Origin of the sequence: Gordonia sp. ALPHA1B1, from assembly GCF_005502615.1 — a bacterium.
GTDB classification, from domain to species: Bacteria; Actinomycetota; Actinomycetes; order Mycobacteriales; family Mycobacteriaceae; genus Gordonia; species Gordonia hongkongensis.
In genome coordinates, this window is sequence record NZ_SCOC01000008.1 from 84,204 (window position 1) to 105,586 (window position 21,383).

Here is a 21,383-nt window from a genome sequence, read left to right on the forward strand (position 1 = left end):
CGCTCGGGCGCGGACGGGTCCCGGGCGAGGTCCGGCCCGGCGAAAACATAGAATAGCGGCCGTGACATCACCCGACCAGACATCCGCGTTGCCCGAGACAGCGTCGCCCCGGACTGCCGTACCCGAGACCGGGTTGCCGAAGTCCTGGGACCCCGCTGAGCACGAGGCGTCGCTCTACCAGGGCTGGGTGGACGCCGGGTACTTCACCGCGGACGCGGCGAGTGACAAGCCGCCGTTCTCCATCGTGATCCCGCCGCCGAATGTCAACGGCTCGCTGCACATGGGCCACGCCTACGAGCACGTCCTGATGGACGCGCTCTCGCGTCGTCGTCGGATGCAGGGCTACGAGGTGCTGTGGCTCCCCGGCATGGACCACGCGGCGATCGCGATGCAGACGATGGTCGAGCGCAAGCTCGCCGCCGAGGGCAAGACGCGCGACGACCTCGGCCGGGAGGCGTTCATCGACCGGGTGTGGGCCGAGAAGGCCGAGATCAGCGGCAACATCGGCGAGCAGATGCGCCGGCTCGGCGACAGTGTCGACTGGTCGCGCGAACGCTTCACGATGGACGAGGGTCTGTCGCGCGCGGTGCACACGGTCTTCAAGAAGATGTTCGACGACGGGCTGATCTATCAGGCCGAGCGCCTCGTCAACTGGTCGCCGGTCCTCAAGACCGCCGTCAGCGACATCGAGGTGAGTTACGCCGACGTCGAGGGCGAGCTCGTCAGCTTCCGCTACGGGTCACTCGACGACACCGAGCCTCACATCGTCGTCGCGACGACCCGACTCGAGACGATGCTCGGCGACACCGCGATCGCGGTGCACCCCGACGACGAACGGTATGCCCACCTGGTCGGCACCGCACTGCCGCACCCCTTTGTCGACCGGATGATCCCGATCGTCGCCGATGATTACGTCGACCCCGAATTCGGTAGCGGCGCAGTCAAGATCACGCCGGCACACGACCCCAACGACTTCGCGCTCGGTCAGCGGCACAACCTGCCGATGCCGACGATCATGGACGAATCCGCCCGGATCGCCGACACCGGAACCGAATTCGACGGCATGGACCGCTTCGAGGCGCGTGTCAAGGTGCGCGAGGCGCTGGCCGAACAGGGCCGGATCGTGAAAGAGGTGCGTCCGTACCTGCACAGCGTCGGGCATTCGGAGCGCACCGGCGAGCCGATCGAACCGCGCCTGTCGATGCAGTGGTGGGTGGCGGTCTCCACGCTGGCCGCGGCGGCCGGCGACGCGGTGCGGGACGGGTCCACGGTGATCCACCCGAAGTCGATGGAGCCGCGCTGGTTCAGCTGGGTCGACGACATGCACGACTGGTGTATCTCGCGTCAGCTGTGGTGGGGTCACCGCATCCCGATCTGGTACGGACCCGACGGCGAGGTGGTGTGCGTCGGACCCGACGAGCAGGCCCCCGAGGGTTACGTCCAGGAGACCGACGTCCTCGACACCTGGTTCTCCTCCGGGCTGTGGCCGTTCTCCACGATGGGCTGGCCCGATCAGACCGCGGATCTCGAGAAGTTCTATCCCACCTCGGTTCTCGTCACCGGGTACGACATCCTGTTCTTCTGGGTGGCCCGCATGATGATGTTCGGCACCTATGTGGGCAAGGATCTGGGTCCGGGCAACGAGATCCCGTTCCACAACCTGTTCCTGCACGGCCTGGTGCGCGACGAGCACGGCCGCAAGATGTCGAAGTCGAAGGGCAACGGCATCGACCCGCTCGACTGGGTGGAGCGCTTCGGGGCCGACGCCCTGCGCTTCACGCTCGCCCGCGGTGCCAACCCCGGTTCGGACATCTCAGTCGGCGAGGACCACGCCCAGTCGTCGCGCAACTTCGCCACCAAGCTCTACAACGCCACCAAGTTCGCGTTGATGAACGGCGCGAAGGTCGGCGAGCTCCCCGACGCCGAGACGCTGACCGACGCCGACCGGTGGATCCTCGGCCGGCTCGACGAGGTGCTCGCCGAGATCGACGCCGGGTTCGAGTCCTACGAGTTCTCGAAGGCATGCGAGGCGCTCTACCACTTCGCGTGGGACGAGGTCTGCGACTGGTACCTCGAACTCGCGAAGGTGCAGTTCGCCGAGAACGACGAGAAGCGTTCGGAAGCAACGTCGCTCGTGCTGGGCGCGGTCCTCGAACCATTGCTGCGCGCGCTGTCGCCGGTGATGCCGTTCGTCACCGAGGTGCTGTGGAAGGCGCTCACCGGGGGTGAATCGCTCGTGGTCGCCCCCTGGCCGACCACTTCCGGACGCGATTGGTCGTCGGATTCGGCCGCCCGCGTGGACGATCTGCAGCGACTGATCACCGAGGTGCGGCGTTTCCGCAGCGATCAGGGTCTCCGTCCGGGCCAGCGCGTCGCCGTGCAGTTCGACGGACTCGGCGAAGCCGGGCTCGAACACCTGCTGCCGTACGTGACCTCCCTCGCGCGCCTGGACCCGGCCGGTCCCGACTTCGGCGCGACCGCGACCATCGAGGTCCGCCTGAGCGTGGCCACCGTGGTCGTCGCGATCGACACCTCGGGCACCGTCGACGTCGAAGCCGAACGCAAGCGGCTCGCCAAGGACCTGGCGGTGGCCGAGAAGGAACTGTCGACGACCTCGGCGAAACTGGGCAACGAACAGTTCCTGTCCAAGGCGCCCGACCACGTGGTCGCCAAGATCCGGGACCGTCAGCGGATCGCGACCGAAGAGGTCGAACGGTTGAACGCGAAGCTGGCGAGTCTGGCCGGCGCGTGAGCGACGACACCGGTTTCCCCGAAGAGGATCCAGCCGTCCTGGGAATGGATGCGGCAGGCGACCCCCTGGGTCTCTCGGCGATCCTGGGGGAGGACGAACCCGATCCGGATGCCGAGCCGGCGCGGCTGCGCGTCACTGACAGCGCCGACGATCTCGCCGAACTCGCCGAGGTCGAGGCCGAGCTCGACACCCGGTGGCCCGAGACCAAGATCGAGCCGTCGCTGACCCGCATCGCGACGCTCATGGATCTGCTCGGATCCCCCCAGCACGGATACCCCGCGATCCACATCGCCGGGACGAACGGCAAGACGTCGGTCACCAGGATGGTCGACGCGTTGCTGTCCGCGCTGCACCGGCGCACGGGCCGGATCACGAGTCCGCACCTGCAGCGCGTCACCGAGCGGATCTCGGTCGACGGCAAGCCGATTCCGGCACGCACCTACATCGACACCTATCGGGAACTCGAGCCGTACATCACCATGGTCGACGATTCGTCGACAGCCGCGGGTGGACCCCGGATGAGCAAGTTCGAGGTGCTGACCGCGATGGCGTATGCGGTCTTCGCCGAGGCGCCGGTGGACGTCGCCGTCGTCGAGACGGGCATGGGCGGTCGATGGGACGCGACCAACGTCATCGACGGCACGGTCTCGGTCATCACACCGATCGCGATGGACCACGCGGACTATCTCGGCGACACCCTGACCGCCATCGCGGGGGAGAAGGCCGGCATCATCAAGCCCGCCGAACCCGATGCGGCCGGCACCGTCGATCCCGTCACGGTGATCGCCGAACAGAGCCCCGAGGTGATGGACGTCCTGCTGCGCGCGGCCGTCGATGCGGGCACCATCGTCGCCCGCCAGGGATCGGAGTTCGCGGTCCTCGACTCGGTCATCGCCGTCGGTGGGCAGATGCTCACCATCCAGGGCCTCGGCGGTGTCTACGACGAGATCTTCGTGCCGCTGCACGGTGCACATCAGGCGGCCAACGCGGCGCTGGCGCTCGCGGCGGTGGAGGCGTTCTTCGGTGCGGGCGCCGATCGTCAGCTCGACATCGACGCGGTGCGTACGGGTTTCGCGTCCGTCGCCAACCCCGGACGGCTCGAGCGACTGCGCAGCGCCCCGACGGTGTTCGCCGACGCGGCGCACAATCCCCACGGAGCCGCGGCGCTGGCGCAGGCGCTGGCCGAGGAGTTCGACTTCCGTCGACTCGTCGGCGTCATCGGCGTGCTGGGTGACAAGGACGCCCGCGGAGTCCTCGAAGCCCTCGAGCCGGTGCTCGACGCGGTCGTCGTCACCGACAACGGGTCGCCACGGGCCCTGGAGCCCGAGACGCTCGCGGAGTACGCGCGGGAGGTGTTCGGCGAGGACCGCGTGGTCGTCAAACCCTTCCTGCCCGACGCCGTCGAGGAGGCCATCGCACTGGCCGAGGAAGCCGACGGCGAACGCGTGTCCGGTGCGGGCGTGGTCATCACCGGGTCCGTCGTGACCGCCGGTGCCGCGCGAACACTCTTCGGTAAGGAACCCTCATGACCCGGTACACCCCACCCACGAACGATCCGTGGAAGGGGCTCCGCGGCGTGATGGCCGGCACGATGATCCTGGAGGTCATCGTCGTGATCCTGGCGTTCCCGATCGTGTGGCGCCTCGGCGACGGGCTGACCTGGTTGTCCGGCGGATACCTCACGCTCGTCGTCATCGCGATGATCCTGGCCGCCGGGATGCAGGGCCGGCCGTACGCGATCAACCTCGATCTCGGCCTGCAGGTCGTGCTGATCATCGGGGGGCTCTTCCACTGGTCGATCGCGGTGGTGGGAGTCGTCTTCGGGTCGGTCTGGCTGTACATCCGCTACATCAAGGCCGACGTCGAGAAACGGGTCGAACGCGGGATGCTGCCCGGCCAGGAGCCGATCGAGTAATCGGTCCGGCGGCCACGGCCGTCTCGCCGCCGGCTGTCCGACCAGCGGTGTTCTCGTTGCTCAGGGCGGGGTTTGGTGGCCGCAAGACCTGTGGCCGGACCGTTATCGCCGAACCCGGGCGGCCAGGTGGGCTTGCTGTAACAATGGCCCATGCCGCGGGGGCCGACAAGTCGATCCTCGCAGCTTGTCGAACCCCTTCTCGAGACACCCGATGTGAGGACATACGTGCAGTTCCAGCTCTTCCGGACCACCTCCGCCCGAACCCGACGCCCCGTGCTCCCCGTCGTCGTCCTCGCGGGCGCGGCGCTCGCACTGACCGTCCCGGCCACGGCGGCGGCCGAACCGGAGCAGGACCAGGCACCCATCGGGATCGCGAACCTCATACCCGCCGCGGACGCACCTGTTCCCGTCGGTCCGGGGGAGTACAGCTATGTCGCCACCCACGAGATCACCCAGCGTGCCGCGACCATGAAGGCGCCCGAGGCCATCGCCAGCCTCCCGGTGCCCGCCCAGTACCGGCCCGCGAATCTCGGTCTGGCGCAACAGTTCGATCTCGCGCTCGCCGGCGCGCTCGCCTCGCCCGGCGGCTGTCTGCAGGTGGTCGTCGATCCGCGCTCGCGCACCGGCAGCCTTTTCGACTACGGCTTCTTCCCGGTCGCCGGCGAGTACTGCTCCTGACCGGTACGTGACCGTAGCCGGTCGATAGGGTGTCAGTCGTGACTGAACGCACTCTCGTACTCATCAAGCCGGACGGCGTCGAACGCAACCTCGTCGGCGACATCATCAGCCGTATCGAGCGCAAGGGCTTGACCCTGGTGGCTCTCGAACTCAAGACCGCGAGCGACGAGGTCGCTCGCGGGCACTACGCCGAGCACGAGGGCAAGCCGTTCCACCCCTCGCTGCTCGAGTTCATCACGTCCGGTCCGCTGGTCGCGGCCGTTCTCGAGGGGCCCCGCGCGGTGGCGGCGTTTCGCCAGATCGCCGGCGGTACCGACCCGGTCGAGAAGGCCGTGCCCGGAACGATCCGTGCCGACTTCGCGCTCGACACCCAGTACAACCTGGTCCACGGGTCCGATTCGCCCGAATCGGCACAGCGCGAGATCGCTCTCTGGTTCCCCGGACTCGAGGGCTGAACGCGAGCGCCTCGGCTCGACGCGCAACGTCAAACGCTCATCCTTTGCGGTCATCCGACCGCGGTGTGGGATACTTGCACAGTTATCGCCGACACACTTTGTCGACGACGACCGGATGACGCGCCCCGGTACCGGCGCGTCGCGGTGCGGCACTGACGCACCGCGACGCCACGGAACCGCAGCTGACCCCACCGAGTTCGCCCTGCTGCCAGCGGGCGAACACTCAGGTTCCGCCTGTGCCCGGTGGCGTGGAAAGCGATCAGGGACGCGGTCATCGACACAGCAAGAGCGTCGTCAGACGACCCGTGAGACGGACCGCCGCGACGACGCGCAGACCACACAACACCGGTCCGACGAGGACCGGGACACAGAGCAGACCCTCGCGTGGCCGCGTCAGCCCGACGCGCCCGGGGGTTCGAGGAGACTGAGTGACCGACAACGGGTCGCCGGCTGACGCGAACGCAGCGTCGGAATCGGCGGAAGAATTTCCCAGCAAACTTCGTGTGCACGCCCTGGCCCGCTTCCTGGGCCTCACGAGTCGACAGGTTCTGGCTCACCTGGCGAATCTCGGCGTGCAGACCCGCAGCCCGCAATCCAGCGTCGATCGTGACCTGGCGAAAGCCGTGGCCGAACGGGTGCGCTCCGGCGTCGACGAGACCGGCGAGACGCCGCCGCAGGCCGCCCCGGCCGGCGACGCGGCTCTGCCTGACGCCGCTGCCGACACGACGCCGGCCGAGGCCCCTGCCGACACCCCGCCGACGGACGCGGCACAGGCCGAGGCGGCATCGGTCGAAGCCGCACCAACCGAGGCGGTGTCCGCCGAAGCGGCGCCCGCCGACGACGCACCGACGGCCGAAGTCGCATCGACCGAGGATGCTGCACAGACCACCGCCGACGACTCGCCCGCGGCACCGACCGCAGCCCCGACGTTGTTCTCGGCCGCCCAGTACGACGCACCGGTGGCGACCCCGGCCGCGGAGACCGACGCCTCGACCGGCGCGCAGCCGCTGTTCCTGCAGCCTCAGGCCCCGGCCGACAAGCCCCGCGCCGCCCGCTCGGGTCGTGCGAAGACCCGCGCTGAGACGGGCGCGAAGGACGAGTCGGCGGACACCCCGGCAGACGAGTCCGTCGCTGCCGAGACCGCGACCTCGACATCAGCGGACGCGCCCGCCCGCTCGGACAGGTCGAGAGCCGATGATTCGACTGCGGCCGACCGGGACGCCGACGTCTCGACCCCGGACGAATCCGGCGCCGACGACGCCGATGATTCCAACGCCGATGATTCCAACGCTGATGATTCCGGGTCGGGCCGGAGTCGCCGGCGTCGACGCGGACGTCGTGGACGCGGGCGCGGTAGGGGAGACCAGGGGGGCGACTCTGATTCGGACACGGATGAGTCCGACGCCGAGGCGTCCGATGCCGACGAGTCGACCGGTGACGGGGCAACCGATGCCGACACGGACTCGGAGGACACCACGTCCGACGAGTCGGCCGAGGACTCGCGCTCGGAGGAGGGCCGTCCGTCGGGCAAACGCACCCGCCGCCGCAGCCGTCGTTCGGGTGCGGACAAGGCGGAGGACTCCGAGGCGTCCGGCGCCACGGGCGACCGCGCCGACGAGTCCGGTGACGATGCCGACTCCGCCGACGCCGAAGACGCATCCGATGACGACGACTCCGGTGACTCCTCGTCGACTCGCCGCCGCCGTCGCCGTCGCCGTCGCAAAGGTGGCGGCGAACCCGATGAGGCGTCTCCCGACGATCCGCCGAACACGGTGGTGCACGAGCGCGAGCCGCGCAGCAAGCGCGCCCGCGACGAGGTGCAGGGCATCTCGGGGTCGACCCGACTCGAAGCCAAGCGTCAGCGCCGGCGCGACGGGCGCGATGCCGGCCGGCGTCGTCCGCCGATCCTGACCGAGTCGGAGTTCCTGGCACGCCGTGAGGCGGTCGACCGCGTCATGGTCGTCCGAGAGCGCAGCGCGAACAGCCGCATCTCCGGCAACGACGGGCACGAGCACGCCGCGGTCGAGGACTACACGCAGGTCGCGGTCCTCGAGGACGGTGTCCTCGTCGAGCATTTCGTGACGACCGCGACGTCGTCGTCGATGGTCGGCAACATCTACCTCGGACGCGTCCAGAACGTCCTTCCGGGTATGGAAGCCGCATTCGTCGACATCGGTCGCGGACGCAACGGCGTGCTCTACGCCGGTGAGGTCAACTGGGACGCTGCCGGACTCGACGGCGGTTCGCGCAAGATCGAGCAGGCGCTCAAGCCCGGCGACAACGTGCTCGTCCAGGTCAGCAAGGACCCGGTGGGTCACAAGGGCGCCCGTCTGACCACGCAGATCTCCCTCGCCGGCCGCTACCTGGTGTACGTGCCCGGTGGTTCGTCGACCGGGATCAGCCGCAAGCTGCCCGACGTCGAGCGCAAACGTCTCAAGCAGATCCTGGCGAAGCTCGTCCCCGACGAGGCCGGGGTCATCATCCGCACCGCGTCGGAGGGAGTCAGCGCCGAGGAACTCGGTGCCGACATCGCCCGCCTCGAGTCGCAGTGGAAGTCCATCGACGAGGCGGTGGCCCAGGCCAAGAAGGGCGGGTCGTCGAGCCCGAAGCCGCTGTACGAGGAGCCCGACCTCCTGGTGCGCGTCGTCCGTGACCTGTTCAACGAGGACTTCAAGAAGCTCGTCGTCGAAGGTGACAAGGCCTGGAACCTGGTCGAGGGTTACGTCAGCTCGGTGGCCTCGGATCTCATGGAGCGGGTCGAGAAATTCGACAAGCCGCACGCCGACGCGCCGGATTCGTTCGTCGTGCACCGCATCGACGAGCAGCTCGCGAAGGCGCTCGACCGCAAGGTGTGGCTGCCCTCCGGCGGCACGCTGATCATCGAGCACACCGAGGCGATGACCGTCGTCGACGTCAACACCGGCAAGTTCACCGGCTCGGGTGGCAACCTCGAGGAGACGGTTACGCGCAACAACCTCGAAGCCGCCGAGGAGATCGTGCGGCAGATGCGGTTGCGCGACATCGGCGGGATGATCATCGTCGACTTCATCGACATGGTGCTCGAGTCGAACCGGGATCTGGTGCTCCGCAGGCTCACCGAGGCGCTCGCTCGTGATCGCACCCGTCACCAGGTGTCCGAGGTGACCTCGCTGGGCCTCGTCCAGATGACGCGTAAACGTCTGGGAACCGGTCTGCTGGAAGCGTTCTCGACCACCTGCACCGCCTGCAGCGGTCGAGGCATCATCGTGCACGCGAATCCCGTCGAGGTGAAGACCGACGACTCTTCGCGTGGCGACGGTGCCGGCTCGAAGCGGCCCCGTCGAGGCAAGAAGAAGGCCGACGCGCAACCGGAGGCAGTCGCCCCGGCCGTCGCGCCCGCTCACAAGCCGGCCGAGCACCCGATGTTCCGGGCGATGGCGGCGCACGCGCACGACGACGAACACGGCGAGGAGTCCGGCGCGACCACCGACGGTGACACCACGAGTCGGGTCGAGGATGCGGCGAAACCCGTCGTCGAGGGTTCGTCGCCGCAGCAGACGGCCGACAGCCGGGTGGACACCGCTGTTGCCGAGCCGACCGAGACCCTGCCGTATCCGGTGGCGACGGAACCGGCTGAGACGGATTCGGCTGGAACGGATTCGGCTGGGACGGAATCGGCTGAGTCCGAGCCTGCGGCGGTCGAGACGGTGCCCGAGCCGGTCGGCTCGGCCACCGACGGACAGGCTCCGGCGGCCGCACGGCGTCGTCGGCGGGTCGTCCGGCGTCCGGCGCAGACGACCACTCCGCCCGACACCGTGGTGATGACCGCGGCGGATGTCGTGGCGGAGACGCCGGTGACGACCTCGGGTCCGGTCTCCGCCGCTAACTCGGAGGCGGCGGTCGCGGTACGGCGCCGGCCGCGCAAGCGCAGCGCGGGCCGTCCCGCGGGACCGCCACCGGCCGACGACTGACCCGGGTGACCGGGCCGCGCCGGACCCGGGTCGGGCGAGTTTGACCCGACCGCCGACGTTCCCGTAACCTTGGAAAGTCGCCTCCCGCGGAGGGTCTGCGCTGTTCTGCCCGCTTCGGCACAGCAACGGTGCGTAGTCCGTCGGCAGGCCCTCTGGTGCGAACCGCAGCTTCCCCGGCCACATGCCCGGGTGCCCTGCGGCCCGCCCCGGCACGCACAACACAAACGCCCCAGGAGCGCTCGCGCCCCCAGGGTCCGAGTAGACGAGTAAGAGGAATACTTCGATGGCAACGTACGCGATCGTCAAGACCGGCGGTAAGCAGTACAAGGTCGCTGAAGGCGACACTGTGAAGGTCGAGAAGATCGACGGAGAGATCGGCAGCACGGTGAGCCTGCCGGTCGCGTTGGTCGTCGACGGGTCGAACCTGACCACCGATGCCGACAAGCTGGCCAAGATCTCGGTCACCGGCGAGGTCGTCGACCACGTCAAGGGCCCCAAGATCCGCATCCACAAGTTCAAGAACAAGACCGGCTACCACAAGCGCCAGGGTCACCGTCAGAAGCTGACGGTCCTCAAGGTCACCGGCATCAAGTAGTTCGACCCGCTTCGAGAAGACCTCAGGAGGACTGACACATGGCACACAAGAAGGGCGCGTCCAGCTCGCGCAACGGTCGCGATTCCAACGCCCAGCGACTCGGCGTGAAGCGCTTCGGCGGCCAGCAGGTGAGCGCCGGTGAGATCCTGGTCCGCCAGCGCGGCACCAAGTTCCATCCCGGCGTCAACGTCGGTCGCGGTGGCGACGACACCCTGTTCGCGCTCGCCGCGGGCGCGGTGGAGTTCGGCTCCAAGCGTGGCCGCAAGACGGTCAACATCGTCCCGGAAACCGCTTCGGTCTGACCTGAGCAACCGGCACGACAAGCTCTTACACAGGGCGGGCAGGGTCATCGCGTACCCCGCCCGCCCTGTTCTTTTTTGACGGAAGAAGGATTTCGATGTCTCGGTTCGTCGACCGCGTGACCATCCACGTCGCCGCGGGGAACGGCGGCCACGGCTGCGCGTCGGTCCATCGCGAGAAGTTCAAGCCTCTCGGCGGACCCGACGGCGGCAACGGCGGCAACGGCGGGTCCGTGCGGCTCGTCGTCGACCCTCAGGTGCACACGCTCCTCGACTTCCACTTCCACCCGCACGCGAAGGCCTCGAACGGCAAGCCTGGGGCCGGCGACAACCGCGACGGCGCCACCGGCGGCGACCTCGTCCTCAAGGTTCCCGACGGCACGGTCGTCCTCGACGAGCGCGGCACGATCCTCGCCGATCTGGTCGGCGAGGGGACGGTCTTCGAGGCCGCGCAGGGCGGCCGCGGCGGGCTGGGGAACGCGGCGCTCGCGTCGAAGGCGCGCAAGGCCCCCGGCTTCGCCCTGCTGGGCGAAGAGGGGCAGCAGCGTTCGCTCGTCCTCGAACTCAAGTCGGTCGCCGACGTCGGGCTCGTCGGTTTCCCGTCGGCCGGCAAGTCGTCCCTGGTGTCGGTGCTCTCGGCCGCCAAGCCGAAGATCGCGGACTACCCGTTCACCACGCTGGTCCCGAACCTCGGGGTCGTGCAGACCGCGGGCGATGTGTTCACCATCGCCGACGTCCCCGGTTTGATCCCGGGCGCCTCGACCGGCCGCGGGCTCGGCCTCGAGTTCCTCCGCCACCTCGAGCGCTGCGCGGTGCTCGCGCATGTCGTCGACTGCGCCACACTGGAACCCGGGCGCGACCCGATCTCCGACATCGATGCTCTCGAAGCCGAACTGGCCGCGTACGTCCCGGCACTCGACGACGACCACGGACTCGGCGACCTCGCCTCCCGCCCCCGCGTGGTGATCCTCAACAAGCTGGACGTACCCGACGCCGCCGAGCTCGCCGACCTCGTCGAACCCGAACTGACCGAACGTGGTTGGCCCGTGTTCCGGATCTCGGCGGTCGCCCACGAAGGTCTGCGCGAGCTCACCTTCGCGCTGGCGCGGATGGTGCGCGAATACCGAGATACCCAGCCCGCCAAGGTCGCTCGGCGCGCGATCATCCGCCCCAAGGCCGTCGACGACACCGGCTTCACGATCGAGACCGACCCGGACAACGAGGGCGGCTTCATCGTCCGCGGTTCCCGCCCGGAGCGGTGGATCGCGCAGACGCAGTTCGACAACGACGAGGCCGTCGGTTACCTCGCCGATCGGCTCAACCGGCTCGGCGTCGAAGACGAACTGGTGAAGCGCGGTGCACAGCCTGGCGCGCCCGTCACCATCGGTGCGGTCACGTTCGACTGGGAACCGTCCACGCCGATGGGCGACGACGTCCCGATTACCGGGCGCGGCACCGACATCCGGCTCGATCGCTCCGATCGCGTCGGCGCCGCCGAACGCAAACAGGCTCGTCGTCTGCGGCGCGGGCTGCCGGACGAGGACGGCGGGGAGCGGGACCTCCCGTGAGCACCGGTTCCGCCGACCGCGTTCACGAGGGGTCGGTACGCGACCGGATCGCGCACGCGCGCAGCGTGGTCGTGAAGATCGGGTCGTCGGCACTCACCGACCTCACCGAGGGACTCGACCGCAACCGCCTCGACGCACTGGCCGACGCCCTCGAGGCCCGGATGCGGGCCGGGTCGGATGTGATCGTCGTGTCCTCGGGGGCCATCGGGGCCGGGATCGCCCCGCTCGGACTCAAGAAGCGACCCACGGATCTCGCCACCAAGCAGGCGGCGGCAAGCGTCGGACAGCTCGCCCTCGCGCATGCGTGGGGTACGTCGTTCGCGCGCTACGGCCGCACGGTGGGGCAGGTACTGCTCACCGCCGACGACATCTCCAACCGCGGTCACCACGCGAATGCCCAACGAACACTTGACCGTCTGCGTTCACTCGGCGCCGTGGCGGTGGTGAACGAGAACGACACCGTGGCCACCAACGAGATCCGTTTCGGGGACAACGACCGGCTGGCCGCGCTCGTCGCCCACCTGTCGGGTGCCGATGCGCTCATCCTGCTCTCCGACGTCGACGGCCTCTACGACGGTGATCCGCGCCGGGTCGACGTCGACGGCCGTCGCGCCCGGTTGATACCCGAGGTCAACGGCCCTGAGGATCTCGACGGGGTGATCGCCGGCTCCGGCGGCGCGCTGGGTACGGGTGGCATGGCCTCCAAGCTGGCCGCGGCCCGCTTGTCGGCCGATGCCGGCGTGCCCGTACTGCTGGCGGCCGCCTCCTCGGCGGCGCAGGCGCTGGCCGACGCCTCGGTGGGCACGGTGTTCGCCGCGCGGCCCGAGCGGCTGTCCGCGCGTCGGTTCTGGGTGCGTCACGCCGCCGACGCGCGGGGTCGGATCGTGCTCGACGACGGCGCCGTGGACGCGGTGTCGCGCAGGCGGCGTTCACTGCTCGCCGCGGGGATCGTCGGGGTCACCGGCAGGTTCTACGAGGGCGACGTCGTCGAACTCGTCGACCAGTACGACACGGTGCGGGCCAGGGGAGTCGCGGCCTACGGCGTCGACGACATCGCGTCGATGGTCGGCCGCTCCACCGGCGATCTTCCGCCCGAACTACAGCGCCCGGTGGTGCACGCCGACGATCTGGTGGTCGTGGGCCGCTGACCAGAGGTCAGAACGTCGCCAGCGCCGGGAGCACGAACCCGGCCTCGTGATCGATCTTCAGGGTCGCGATCTCGTCGGCACGGGTGACCCCGCGGTTCACGATGATCAGCGGCTTGCCGGCGCGGTGCGCGCGCCGCGCGAATCGCAGGCCGGACATGACGGTGAGCGACGACCCGACGACCATCAGTGCGTCGGCCTCGTCGACCACTGAATATGCCTCGTCCACAACGTCTTTCGTGACCGTCTCGCCGAAGTAGACGATGTCGGGCTTCAGGATGCCGCCGCAGTTCGGGCAGTCGATCATCATGAAGTCGGACGTGTCGGACAGGGTGGCGTCGGCGTCCGGCGCGACTTCGATGGCACCGCGGCCGCTGACCCGACGCGCGAACTCGGTGTTGATCTCTTCGAGTTGTCCGGCGAGCCGGTGACGGGAGATACGCCAGTCGCAGTTCAGACAGCGGACACGGCCGTAGCATCCGTGGAGTTCGATGACCCCGCGGGTGCCGGCCTTGGTGTGCAGCATGTCGACGTTCTGGGTGAGCACCCGCGACATCCACCCGCGCTGCTGGAGTTCGGTGAGCGCCAGGTGGGCTCGGTTGGGGATCGCGGCGTCCATGTGCCGCCAGCCGAGGTGGTTGCGCGCCCAGTAGTGGCGTCGGAAGTCCGCCGACGACAGGAACATCTCGAGGGTCATCGGCGTCCGCGGCGGGGAGCCGGGACTCCGGTAGTCGGGGATGCCGGAGTCGGTGGAGATGCCGGCGCCGGTCAGAACCGCGAAACGGCGTCCGGCGAGGATGTCGGCGGCCAGTGCGATCCGGTCCGCGACGTCATCGTCGAGGGGGGTGTGTTCGGCCGGGGCGGAGCCGAGCTGGAGACGAGTACGCACCCTGCCCAGGATAGGCAGGGTGCGTACTGGAGATGTCTGCGAGAGCCGTCAGGTGACGGGCGTCTCCGCGTGCTTGCCGGCCGGCTGCGGCACGGTCACCAGCGGATACACGCCGTTCTCGTCGTGGACTTCGGTGCCCACGACAGGCGGGTTGAACACGCACAGCATGCGCATCTCGGTGTCGGCGGTGACGGTGTGCCGCTCGTGGCCGTTCAGCAGGTACATCGTGCCCGGCGCGAGCGGATAGGTCTCGCCGGTCTCCCGGTCGAGGAGCGTGCCGGTGCCTTCGACGAGCCAGACGGCCTCGACATGGTTGGCGTAGTGGAACTCGTTGACCGAGCCCGCCTTGATCGTGGTCTCGTGGAACGAGAAGCCCACATTGTCGCCGCCGAGGATGATGCGCTTGGAGACCCAGTTGCCCTTGGGGTCGGCGACGTCGCGGTCGGTCCCGGTGATTTCTTCAGTGGTTCGGACGATCATCCGATCACCTCCTTGACTGCATCGGACAGGATGGACAGGCCGCGGTCGAGGTCTTCGCGCGAGATGGTCAGCGGCGGGAGCAGCTTCACCACCTCGTCGGACGGGCCCGACGTCTCGGCCAAGAGTCCCGCGCCGAAGGCCTGCGCGCAGACCTTGCCCGCGGCGGTATGGTCCTCGAACGCGAGTCCGCGCACCATGCCACGCCCACGGGTGGAGATGCCGTCGTAGCGCTTGCACAGGTCGGTGAAGACCTCGTGGATCCGCTCGCCCTTGGCATGGATGTCGCGGGTCAGCGCGTCGTCGGCCCAGTAGGTTTCGATCGCCTTGGCGGCGGTCACGAAGGCCGGGTTGTTCCCGCGGAAGGTGCCGTTGTGCTCGCCGGGGGTCCACACGTCGAGCTCGGGCTTGAACAGGGTCAGCGCGAACGGCAGTCCGTAGCCACTGATCGACTTCGACAGGGTGACGATGTCGGGCTTGATGCCGGCTTCCTCGAACGAGAAGAATTCGCCGGTGCGGCCACAGCCCATCTGGACATCGTCGACGATCAGCAGGATGTCGCGACGCTGGCACAGGTCGGAGAGGGCCCGCAGCCACTCGGCACGAGCGACGTTCACGCCGCCCTCGCCCTGGACGGTCTCGACGATGACCGCCGCCGGGCGGTTCAGGCCGCTGCCGGAGTCGTCGAGCACACGCTCGAACCAGGCGAAGTCCTCCATGACGCCGCCGAAGTAGTTGTCGAAGGGCATGGGCGTCGCGTGGACGAGCGGGACACCAGCGCCGGCACGCTTCATCGAGTTACCGGTCACCGACAGCGATCCGAGCGTCATGCCATGGAAGGCGTTGGTGAAGCTGATGATCGACTCGCGACCGGTCACCTTGCGCGCCAGCTTGAGTGCCGACTCGACGGCATTGGTACCCGTCGGGCCGGGGAACTGGATCTTGTAGTCGAGTCCGCGCGGCTCGAGGATGTGGCTGGTGAACTTCTCGATGAAGTTCCCCTTGGCGACGGTCGCCATGTCGAGACCGTGGGTGATGCCGTCGGACTCGATGTACTCCAGGAGGGCCTTCTTCAGGACCGGGTTGTTGTGGCCGTAGTTCAAGGACCCGGCGCCCGCGAAGAAGTCGAGGTATTCGCGGCCGTCCTGATCGGTGATGTAGGAGCCCTTGGCGGTGGTGAACACAGCCGGCCAGTTACGGCAGTAGCTGCGCACCTCGGATTCGTGGGCGGTGAAGACTGAATCGTCCATGTGGGTGTCGAGAAGTGGCATGTCGTGTGCTTCCTTCTGGTGTGACAACGTGGGGTTCATGTGCCCGGCTCGGGGTCGCGTCATCGCGATCGCCGGGTTCGGCTGAGCCCCACGGGCTGGGGTCGGCCTTTGGTCGGGATGTCATGCGGGACAACCGATTACGGGGTCGGAAAGATGGAAACGCCGCGCGCGTGCCGCATCTGAGGCGTCGGCCCGGTGGTCCAAGACGACGATCGGAGTCGCGCCGGACTCAGGGCTCGGGGATCTCCGGCTCGAGCATGTAGAGATCTTCCGGCTCGTGGGAGTCGGGGAATGTGTTCGCCGCGAACAGGTCTCGACGTTCGAAACGAAGTCCGCGGGCCTTGGCCACCGAGGCGAACAGGCGTTGGGACGGGACGTTGTCCGGGCTGATCGTCGTGTGCATGGCGACCATGCCCTGCCGGTTGACGCGGTCGAACAGCTCGTGCAGCATGGTCGCCGCGATGCCGTGTCCGCGCACCTCGTCGTCGACGGCGACCTGCCAGACCATCAGGGTGGAGGGGTCGCTCTGCCGCCGGTATCCGGTGACGAAACCGACTGCGCGGCCATCGACTTCGGCGACGATCGAGGTGGTGGCGAAATCGTGGCACCACAGCACATAGGAGTAGCTCGAGTTGACGTCGAGAACCTGTGAGTCCGAAGCGATTTCCCAGAGGCGGATACCGTCGTCGACCGTGGGAACCCGGTAATCGACGGTGAGGGTTGTTGTCGGGGCCGTTCTTGTTTGGGAAGGGCTCATAACGCAAACGACGTTAACAATGCGTGTCGTAGAAGTCATGTACCTGCGGAAATTGGTCCGCGGAACGCCTACCTTGTCCCTGTTCAGACACACAATGTGAAGCGGGTCACAAAGACGTGATTCCGGATTGGTTCGGCTGGCTTCCGGGGTTGCAGAATGGCCTCATGACGAGGATCATCGCCGGCCGGTTGGGTGGGCGCCGACTGCGTGTTCCGGGCGAGGGCACCCGGCCCACCTCCGACCGGGTTCGCGAATCGGTGTTCAACATATTGGCCGCCCGATCCGATCTGGACGGACTCTGGGTCCTCGACTTGTACGCGGGTTCGGGGGCGCTGGGTCTCGAGGCGATCTCGCGTGGTGCCGCGGGGGCGACGTTCGTCGACTCCGGGCGCCGGGCCGCCGTCACGATCGCCGCCAACGTGCGGGCCTGTGGGGTGGGCCCGCACGCCACCGTACATACGCGCACGGTGTCGGCCTACCTCGGCGGCGCCGCGGAACGGCGGTTCGGCCTCGTCTTCTCCGATCCGCCGTACGACCTCCGGGCCGACCGGATCACCGCGGACCTGGAGCTGCTGCGGTCGCACCTGGACGACGACGCGCTGATCGTCGTCGAACGCTCGACGCGGTCCACCGGCGAGATCTGGCCATCCGAGTACGAGGTGGTCGTCGACAAGTCCTATGGCGACACCCGGGTGGAGATCGCCCGCCTGGTCTGACCGGTAAGTTCGGGCCATGACGACGGCAGTGTGTCCCGGTTCCTTCGATCCCTTCACCCTCGGCCACCGATACGTGGTGGAACGCGCCGCGGCGTGTTTCGACGAGGTCGTGATCACCGTGGTGGTCAACCCCAACAAGCGCGGCATGTTCGGTGTGGACGAGCGGATCGAACTCATCGAAGAGGACTGTGCGGACCTGGCGAACGTGCGGGTGGACCGATGGGAGGGCCTGCTCGTCGACTACCTGCGGCAGGAGTCCATCCACACCATCGTGAAGGGGCTGCGCTCTGCCGTCGACTTCGACTACGAGGTGCCGATGGCCCAGATGAACCGTGAGCTCGCCGATGTGGAGACGATCTTCCTGCTCACCGACCCACGATTCGCCCACGTCTCGAGCTCGCTGGTGAAGGAGGTGGCGAAGTTGGGTGGAGACGTGACGCCCTTCTTGTCCGCACATGTCCACAAGAGCCTGATGAGCCGGTTGTCCGGCGAGCTCTCGGCCTGACCCATCGGTCGGGCGCGACACACCCCACGCGCTTCACGAGTCACAAGCGCAACATTCGGCACAATAGTCACAGAATCACCAACTGTTGCAACCAGGCAAGCGCCGGATTGGGGTGGCTGTGTACCGGGTATTTGAGGCTCTCGACGAGCTGGTCGCGATCGTCGAAGAGGCGCGGAGTGTGCCGATGACCGCCGGGTGCGTCGTGCCGCGCGGAGACGTGCTGGAACTCCTCGACGACATCAAGGACTCCATCCCCGGCGAACTCGACGACGCGCAGGACGTCCTCGATCAGCGTGACACGCTGATCGGTGATGCCCGCGAGCACGCCGAGACGACAGTGTCCAAGGCGGATTCCGAGTCCGAGGCGGTCCTCGCGCACGCTCGCGCCGAGGCCGACCGGATCCTCTCCGAGGCGAAGGCGCAGGCCGACCGTATGGTCGACGAGGCGAGCGCGCACTCGGGCTCGCTGGTGGAGGACGCCGCCGAGGAGGCACACCGTCTGCAGACCAGCGCGGCGCGCGAATTCGAGGCCGTCACCGGCCGGGCGCGGGCCGAGGCGCAGCGCACCATCGACGCCGCCAACAACTCCTACGACAAGTCGGTGGCCGACGGTATCGCCGAGCAGCAGCGCCTGGTCTCCGAGACCGAGGTCGTCGGTGCGGCGAAGTCCGAGGCCGAGCGGATCATCGACGCCGCGCACGCCGAGGCCGACCGCCTGCGCGGTGACTGTGACGTCTACGTGGACGAGAAGCTCGCCCAGTTCGAGGAGATCCTGACCGGCACGCTGCGATCGGTGAACCGGGGTCGGCACCAGCTGCGGACCGGCGCCGGCATGCACGACTATGTCGAGTACCCCCGTGGTGTCGACGAGTCCGGGCGTGGCGACGGTGCGCGTTCGCGCGAGTCCCGTGGCGACGATCCCCGCTCGCGCGAGACCTCGGCCCGCCACACCTACGACCGCGACCACGGTTCGCCGCTCGCGGTGTGACACGCTCGTCGACCGGGCTGTCCACACGCCGCCGGCGTCGGTCGATCATTCCCGGGTGCGAGCGTATGGTGGGCGTTTGTGGCTGATCATGCTGTGACATCAGAGCCGTCGCACGGTCCCGGTTCTACTCCCAGGCGCGAGCCCTTCGTGCTGGATGTGCGTTCGATGGGACGCCGCCCGGGCACGATGTCGGAGGTGCACCGTACTGTACGGACACCCGAACGGTTGGGCGTCGAGATGGTCGGGATCCCAGCGGATTCCGATGTCGACCTCGACCTCCGTCTGGAGGCGGTGTCCGAGGGAATCCTGGTGACCGGGACGGTGTGCGGTGAAACCGTCGGTCAGTGCTCGCGTTGCCTCGAGCCGATCGACGGCACGGTGACGGTCTTCCTCACCGAGTTGTTCGCCTACCCGGACAGCGCGACCGAGCAGACCACCGACGCCGACGACATCCATCGCATCGCCGACGACCGTATCGACCTCGAACAGTCGATCATCGACGCCGTGGCACTCGAACTGCCGATGTCGCCCCTCTGTTCGTCGGACTGCGAGGGTCTGTGCCAGACCTGCGGGGTGCGTCTGGCCATCGCCGAACCGGGTCACTCCCACGAGGTCATCGACCCGCGCTGGGCCGGACTCGCCGACAAGTTCGCCGACCTCGGGAAGGACGATTCGCCGACGGACGGTGCCGCAAACGACCCCGACCCGGAACGACATCGTGACTGAGGCCGTGCGTGCGGACGGTCCGCGTGCGGCCCTGCTCGACGCGCTGGACACCGACATTCCCGACGACCTGCTGACGCTGGCACTGACCCATCGTTCCTACGCGTATGAACACGGCGGTCTGCCGACCAACGAGCGCCTGGAGTTCCTCGGGGACTCGGTGCTCGGTGTCGTCATCACCCAGCGTCTCTACCTGCGTTATCCCGATCGACCCGAGGGCGAGCTGGCGAAGATCCGGGCCAGCGTCGTCAACATGCATGCGCTCGCCGACGTCGCGCGTGGTCTCGGGGACGAGGGCGGTCTGGGCAAGTACCTGTTCCTCGGCCGCGGCGAGGAGATGACCGGCGGGCGCGACAAGGACTCGATCCTGGCCGATGGTCTGGAGTCGCTGTTCGGCGCGGTCTTCCTCAGTCACGGACTCGAGACCTCGCAGCGCGTCATCCTGCGTCTGTTCGACGAGCGCCTCGAACGTGCCGGCAACCTCGGCGCAGGGCTGGACTGGAAGACGTCGCTGCAGGAGTTGAGTTCGGAGCGCGGGTTCGGTCCGCCGCAGTATCAGATCAGCGCGACCGGTCCCGACCACAACAAGGAGTTCACCGCGACCGCGCTGGTCGCCGGCGAGAGCCTCGGCGAGGGTGTCGGCCGGACCAAGAAGGAAGCGGAGCAGCAGGCCGCCGCACACGCCTGGAAAGTGCTGACCGAGCGCGCGTCGGCGTCGTGAACCCTTCTGTCAGCCGGCTTTTCGCGATCTGCGATGCCTGAACTCCCCGAGGTCGAGACCGTCCGCATCGGTCTCGAGACCCATCTCGTCGGTCGGGTGGTGGCCTCGACCGAGGTCTTTCATCCGCGCGCGGTCCGTCGTCACGCCGGCGGTGAGCCGGATCTGATCGGTCGGCTCGCCGGCAAGCGGGTGACCGGCGTCCGGCGCCGCGGCAAGTACCTGTGGATCGATGTCGCCGACTCCGCCGACCGTGCGGCGCTCGTCGTCCACCTCGGGATGAGCGGCCAGATGCTGATCGCCCGGACCGGAACTCCCGATCACACGCACCTGCGGATCCGCGCGGTCCTCGACGACGAGAACGAACTCCGCTTCGTCGATCAGCGGACCTTCGGGGGTTGGCATCTCGACGACTACACACCCGATGTGTACGCGCCCTCGGGGAGTACGGACACGACCGACCCGTCGCCCGCCGACATCCCGGTCTCGGTGGCGCACATCGCAACCGATCCGTTCGACCCGGCCTTCGATCCCGTCCGCGTGGTGGATCGCATGCGCGCCAAACACTCCGAGATCAAACGGGTCCTGCTGGATCAGACGGTGATCTCCGGCGTCGGCAACATCTACGCCGACGAAGCGCTGTGGCGCGCACGTCTGCACGGCTCGCGGATCGCCGAGACGATCAGCCGCAAGAAACTGCGCGAACTCATCGATGCCGTCACCGACGTGATGGCGGATGCGCTGAAGGTCGGCGGTACCTCGTTCGACGCGCTCTACGTGAACGTCAACGGACAGTCCGGCTACTTCGAGCGGTCCCTGAACGCCTACGGGCGGGCGGGGGAGCCGTGTCGCCGGTGCGGCGCGATCATGCGCCGGGAGCAGTTCATGAACCGTGGCTCGTTCTCGTGTCCGCGATGCCAGCGGGCGTCGAAGGCGAACCCGGGCTGACCGTCCGGTATCCGCGGCGGTGCTGCATCGGGAG

The 21,383-nt window shown here is 68.3% G+C and carries 20 protein-coding genes; 16 read left to right on the plus strand and 4 right to left on the minus strand.

Features of this window, described 5'->3' with window-relative positions; all coding sequences use genetic code 11:
- Window positions 1-88: 88 nt before the first annotated feature.
- The 10 genes from FFS52_RS07545 to proB all read left to right on the plus strand — a co-directional run bounded on the left by FFS52_RS07545 (window position 89) and on the right by proB (window position 13,360).
- Window positions 89-2,752 (plus strand): valine--tRNA ligase, encoded by a 2,664-nt coding sequence (locus FFS52_RS07545; RefSeq protein WP_137809370.1) that lies wholly within the window; start codon window positions 89-91, stop codon window positions 2,750-2,752.
- The gene (locus FFS52_RS07550) at window positions 2,749-4,281 is read left to right on the plus strand and encodes a folylpolyglutamate synthase/dihydrofolate synthase family protein (protein WP_068972581.1); all 1,533 of its coding nucleotides are present in this window, start codon (window positions 2,749-2,751) and stop codon (window positions 4,279-4,281) included. The genes FFS52_RS07545 and FFS52_RS07550 overlap by 4 nt, the downstream gene beginning before the upstream one ends.
- Window positions 4,278-4,667 (plus strand): DUF4233 domain-containing protein, encoded by a 390-nt coding sequence (locus FFS52_RS07555; protein ID WP_058250055.1) that lies wholly within the window; start codon window positions 4,278-4,280, stop codon window positions 4,665-4,667. Before FFS52_RS07550 ends, FFS52_RS07555 begins: the two co-directional genes overlap by 4 nt.
- A 225-nt stretch (window positions 4,668-4,892) precedes the next feature.
- Window positions 4,893-5,345 carry a hypothetical protein gene (locus FFS52_RS07560; protein ID WP_065629007.1) on the plus strand — a complete coding sequence of 151 codons (453 nt, stop codon included), beginning with the start codon at window positions 4,893-4,895 and terminating at the stop codon, window positions 5,343-5,345.
- Between the two features lie 38 nt (window positions 5,346-5,383).
- Window positions 5,384-5,800: a nucleoside-diphosphate kinase gene (gene ndk, locus FFS52_RS07565; RefSeq protein ID WP_058250057.1), complete on the plus strand. Its 417-nt coding sequence runs from the start codon at window positions 5,384-5,386 to the stop codon at window positions 5,798-5,800.
- A gap of 428 nt (window positions 5,801-6,228) precedes the next feature.
- Window positions 6,229-9,750: a translation initiation factor IF-2 N-terminal domain-containing protein gene (locus FFS52_RS07570; protein WP_137809331.1), complete on the plus strand. Its 3,522-nt coding sequence runs from the start codon at window positions 6,229-6,231 to the stop codon at window positions 9,748-9,750.
- Window positions 9,751-10,033: 283 nt separating this feature from the next.
- Window positions 10,034-10,345, plus strand: a complete 312-nt coding sequence (gene rplU, locus FFS52_RS07575; protein ID WP_004019625.1) for a 50S ribosomal protein L21 — start codon at window positions 10,034-10,036, stop codon at window positions 10,343-10,345.
- Between the two features lie 38 nt (window positions 10,346-10,383).
- Window positions 10,384-10,647 carry a 50S ribosomal protein L27 gene (rpmA, locus tag FFS52_RS07580; protein ID WP_004019626.1) on the plus strand — a complete coding sequence of 88 codons (264 nt, stop codon included), beginning with the start codon at window positions 10,384-10,386 and terminating at the stop codon, window positions 10,645-10,647.
- A 95-nt stretch (window positions 10,648-10,742) separates the two neighbouring features.
- Window positions 10,743-12,212, plus strand: coding sequence for a GTPase ObgE (gene obgE, locus FFS52_RS07585; protein ID WP_058250060.1), 1,470 nt, complete (start codon window positions 10,743-10,745; stop codon window positions 12,210-12,212).
- Window positions 12,209-13,360, plus strand: a complete 1,152-nt coding sequence (gene proB / locus FFS52_RS07590) for a glutamate 5-kinase (protein WP_058250061.1) — start codon at window positions 12,209-12,211, stop codon at window positions 13,358-13,360. Before obgE ends, proB begins: the two co-directional genes overlap by 4 nt.
- A 7-nt stretch (window positions 13,361-13,367) precedes the next feature.
- On the opposite strand, the gene FFS52_RS07595 is transcribed toward proB, so the two are convergent.
- From FFS52_RS07595 to ectA, 4 genes are all read right to left on the minus strand, one after another.
- Window positions 13,368-14,246 carry a Sir2 family NAD-dependent protein deacetylase gene (locus FFS52_RS07595; RefSeq protein WP_058250062.1) on the minus strand — a complete coding sequence of 293 codons (879 nt, stop codon included), beginning with the start codon at window positions 14,244-14,246 and terminating at the stop codon, window positions 13,368-13,370.
- Window positions 14,247-14,294: 48 nt separating this feature from the next.
- A complete protein-coding gene (locus tag FFS52_RS07600; RefSeq protein WP_058250063.1) occupies window positions 14,295-14,726 on the minus strand; it encodes an ectoine synthase in 432 nt (143 codons plus the stop codon).
- Window positions 14,723-15,994, minus strand: coding sequence for a diaminobutyrate--2-oxoglutarate transaminase (gene ectB / locus FFS52_RS07605; RefSeq protein WP_058250294.1), 1,272 nt, complete (start codon window positions 15,992-15,994; stop codon window positions 14,723-14,725). The genes FFS52_RS07600 and ectB overlap by 4 nt, the downstream gene beginning before the upstream one ends.
- Before the next feature lie 229 nt (window positions 15,995-16,223).
- The gene (gene ectA, locus FFS52_RS07610; RefSeq protein ID WP_058250064.1) at window positions 16,224-16,751 is read right to left on the minus strand and encodes a diaminobutyrate acetyltransferase; all 528 of its coding nucleotides are present in this window, start codon (window positions 16,749-16,751) and stop codon (window positions 16,224-16,226) included.
- 164 nt (window positions 16,752-16,915) lie between these two features.
- On the opposite strand from ectA, the gene rsmD reads away from it, so the two are divergent.
- From rsmD to mutM, 6 genes are all read left to right on the plus strand, one after another.
- Window positions 16,916-17,467 carry a 16S rRNA (guanine(966)-N(2))-methyltransferase RsmD gene (rsmD, locus tag FFS52_RS07615; protein WP_065629001.1) on the plus strand — a complete coding sequence of 184 codons (552 nt, stop codon included), beginning with the start codon at window positions 16,916-16,918 and terminating at the stop codon, window positions 17,465-17,467.
- A 16-nt stretch (window positions 17,468-17,483) separates the two neighbouring features.
- Entirely contained in the window at window positions 17,484-17,972 is a 489-nt protein-coding gene (coaD, locus tag FFS52_RS07620) for a pantetheine-phosphate adenylyltransferase (protein WP_078112235.1), read from the plus strand.
- Window positions 17,973-18,090: 118 nt separating this feature from the next.
- Entirely contained in the window at window positions 18,091-18,960 is an 870-nt protein-coding gene (locus FFS52_RS07625) for a DivIVA domain-containing protein (RefSeq protein ID WP_058250067.1), read from the plus strand.
- 93 nt (window positions 18,961-19,053) lie between these two features.
- Complete coding sequence (locus tag FFS52_RS07630; RefSeq protein ID WP_171011583.1) at window positions 19,054-19,686, plus strand: DUF177 domain-containing protein; 633 nt, start codon at window positions 19,054-19,056, stop codon at window positions 19,684-19,686.
- Window positions 19,679-20,404, plus strand: a complete 726-nt coding sequence (gene rnc / locus FFS52_RS07635) for a ribonuclease III (RefSeq protein WP_065628999.1) — start codon at window positions 19,679-19,681, stop codon at window positions 20,402-20,404. Before FFS52_RS07630 ends, rnc begins: the two co-directional genes overlap by 8 nt.
- 33 nt (window positions 20,405-20,437) lie before the next feature.
- The gene (gene mutM / locus FFS52_RS07640; protein WP_137809332.1) at window positions 20,438-21,349 is read left to right on the plus strand and encodes a bifunctional DNA-formamidopyrimidine glycosylase/DNA-(apurinic or apyrimidinic site) lyase; all 912 of its coding nucleotides are present in this window, start codon (window positions 20,438-20,440) and stop codon (window positions 21,347-21,349) included.
- Window positions 21,350-21,383: the final 34 nt, after the last annotated feature.

What these genes read in the sequence shown, in the direction of transcription:
- obgE (WP_058250060.1), top strand. Translation starts at nt 10,743, where the DNA reads ATGTCTCGGTTCGTCGACCGCGTGACCATCCACGTCGCCGCGGGGAAC.
- rplU (WP_004019625.1), top strand. Translation starts at nt 10,034, where the DNA reads ATGGCAACGTACGCGATCGTCAAGACCGGCGGTAAGCAGTACAAGGTC.
- FFS52_RS07555 (WP_058250055.1), top strand. Translation starts at nt 4,278, where the DNA reads ATGACCCGGTACACCCCACCCACGAACGATCCGTGGAAGGGGCTCCGC.
- mutM (WP_137809332.1), top strand. Translation starts at nt 20,438, where the DNA reads ATGCCTGAACTCCCCGAGGTCGAGACCGTCCGCATCGGTCTCGAGACC.
- FFS52_RS07600 (WP_058250063.1), bottom strand. Translation starts at nt 14,726, where the DNA reads ATGATCGTCCGAACCACTGAAGAAATCACCGGGACCGACCGCGACGTC.
- coaD (WP_078112235.1), top strand. Translation starts at nt 17,484, where the DNA reads ATGACGACGGCAGTGTGTCCCGGTTCCTTCGATCCCTTCACCCTCGGC.
- rpmA (WP_004019626.1), top strand. Translation starts at nt 10,384, where the DNA reads ATGGCACACAAGAAGGGCGCGTCCAGCTCGCGCAACGGTCGCGATTCC.
- ectB (WP_058250294.1), bottom strand. Translation starts at nt 15,994, where the DNA reads ATGCCACTTCTCGACACCCACATGGACGATTCAGTCTTCACCGCCCAC.
- rsmD (WP_065629001.1), top strand. Translation starts at nt 16,916, where the DNA reads ATGACGAGGATCATCGCCGGCCGGTTGGGTGGGCGCCGACTGCGTGTT.
- ectA (WP_058250064.1), bottom strand. Translation starts at nt 16,751, where the DNA reads ATGAGCCCTTCCCAAACAAGAACGGCCCCGACAACAACCCTCACCGTC.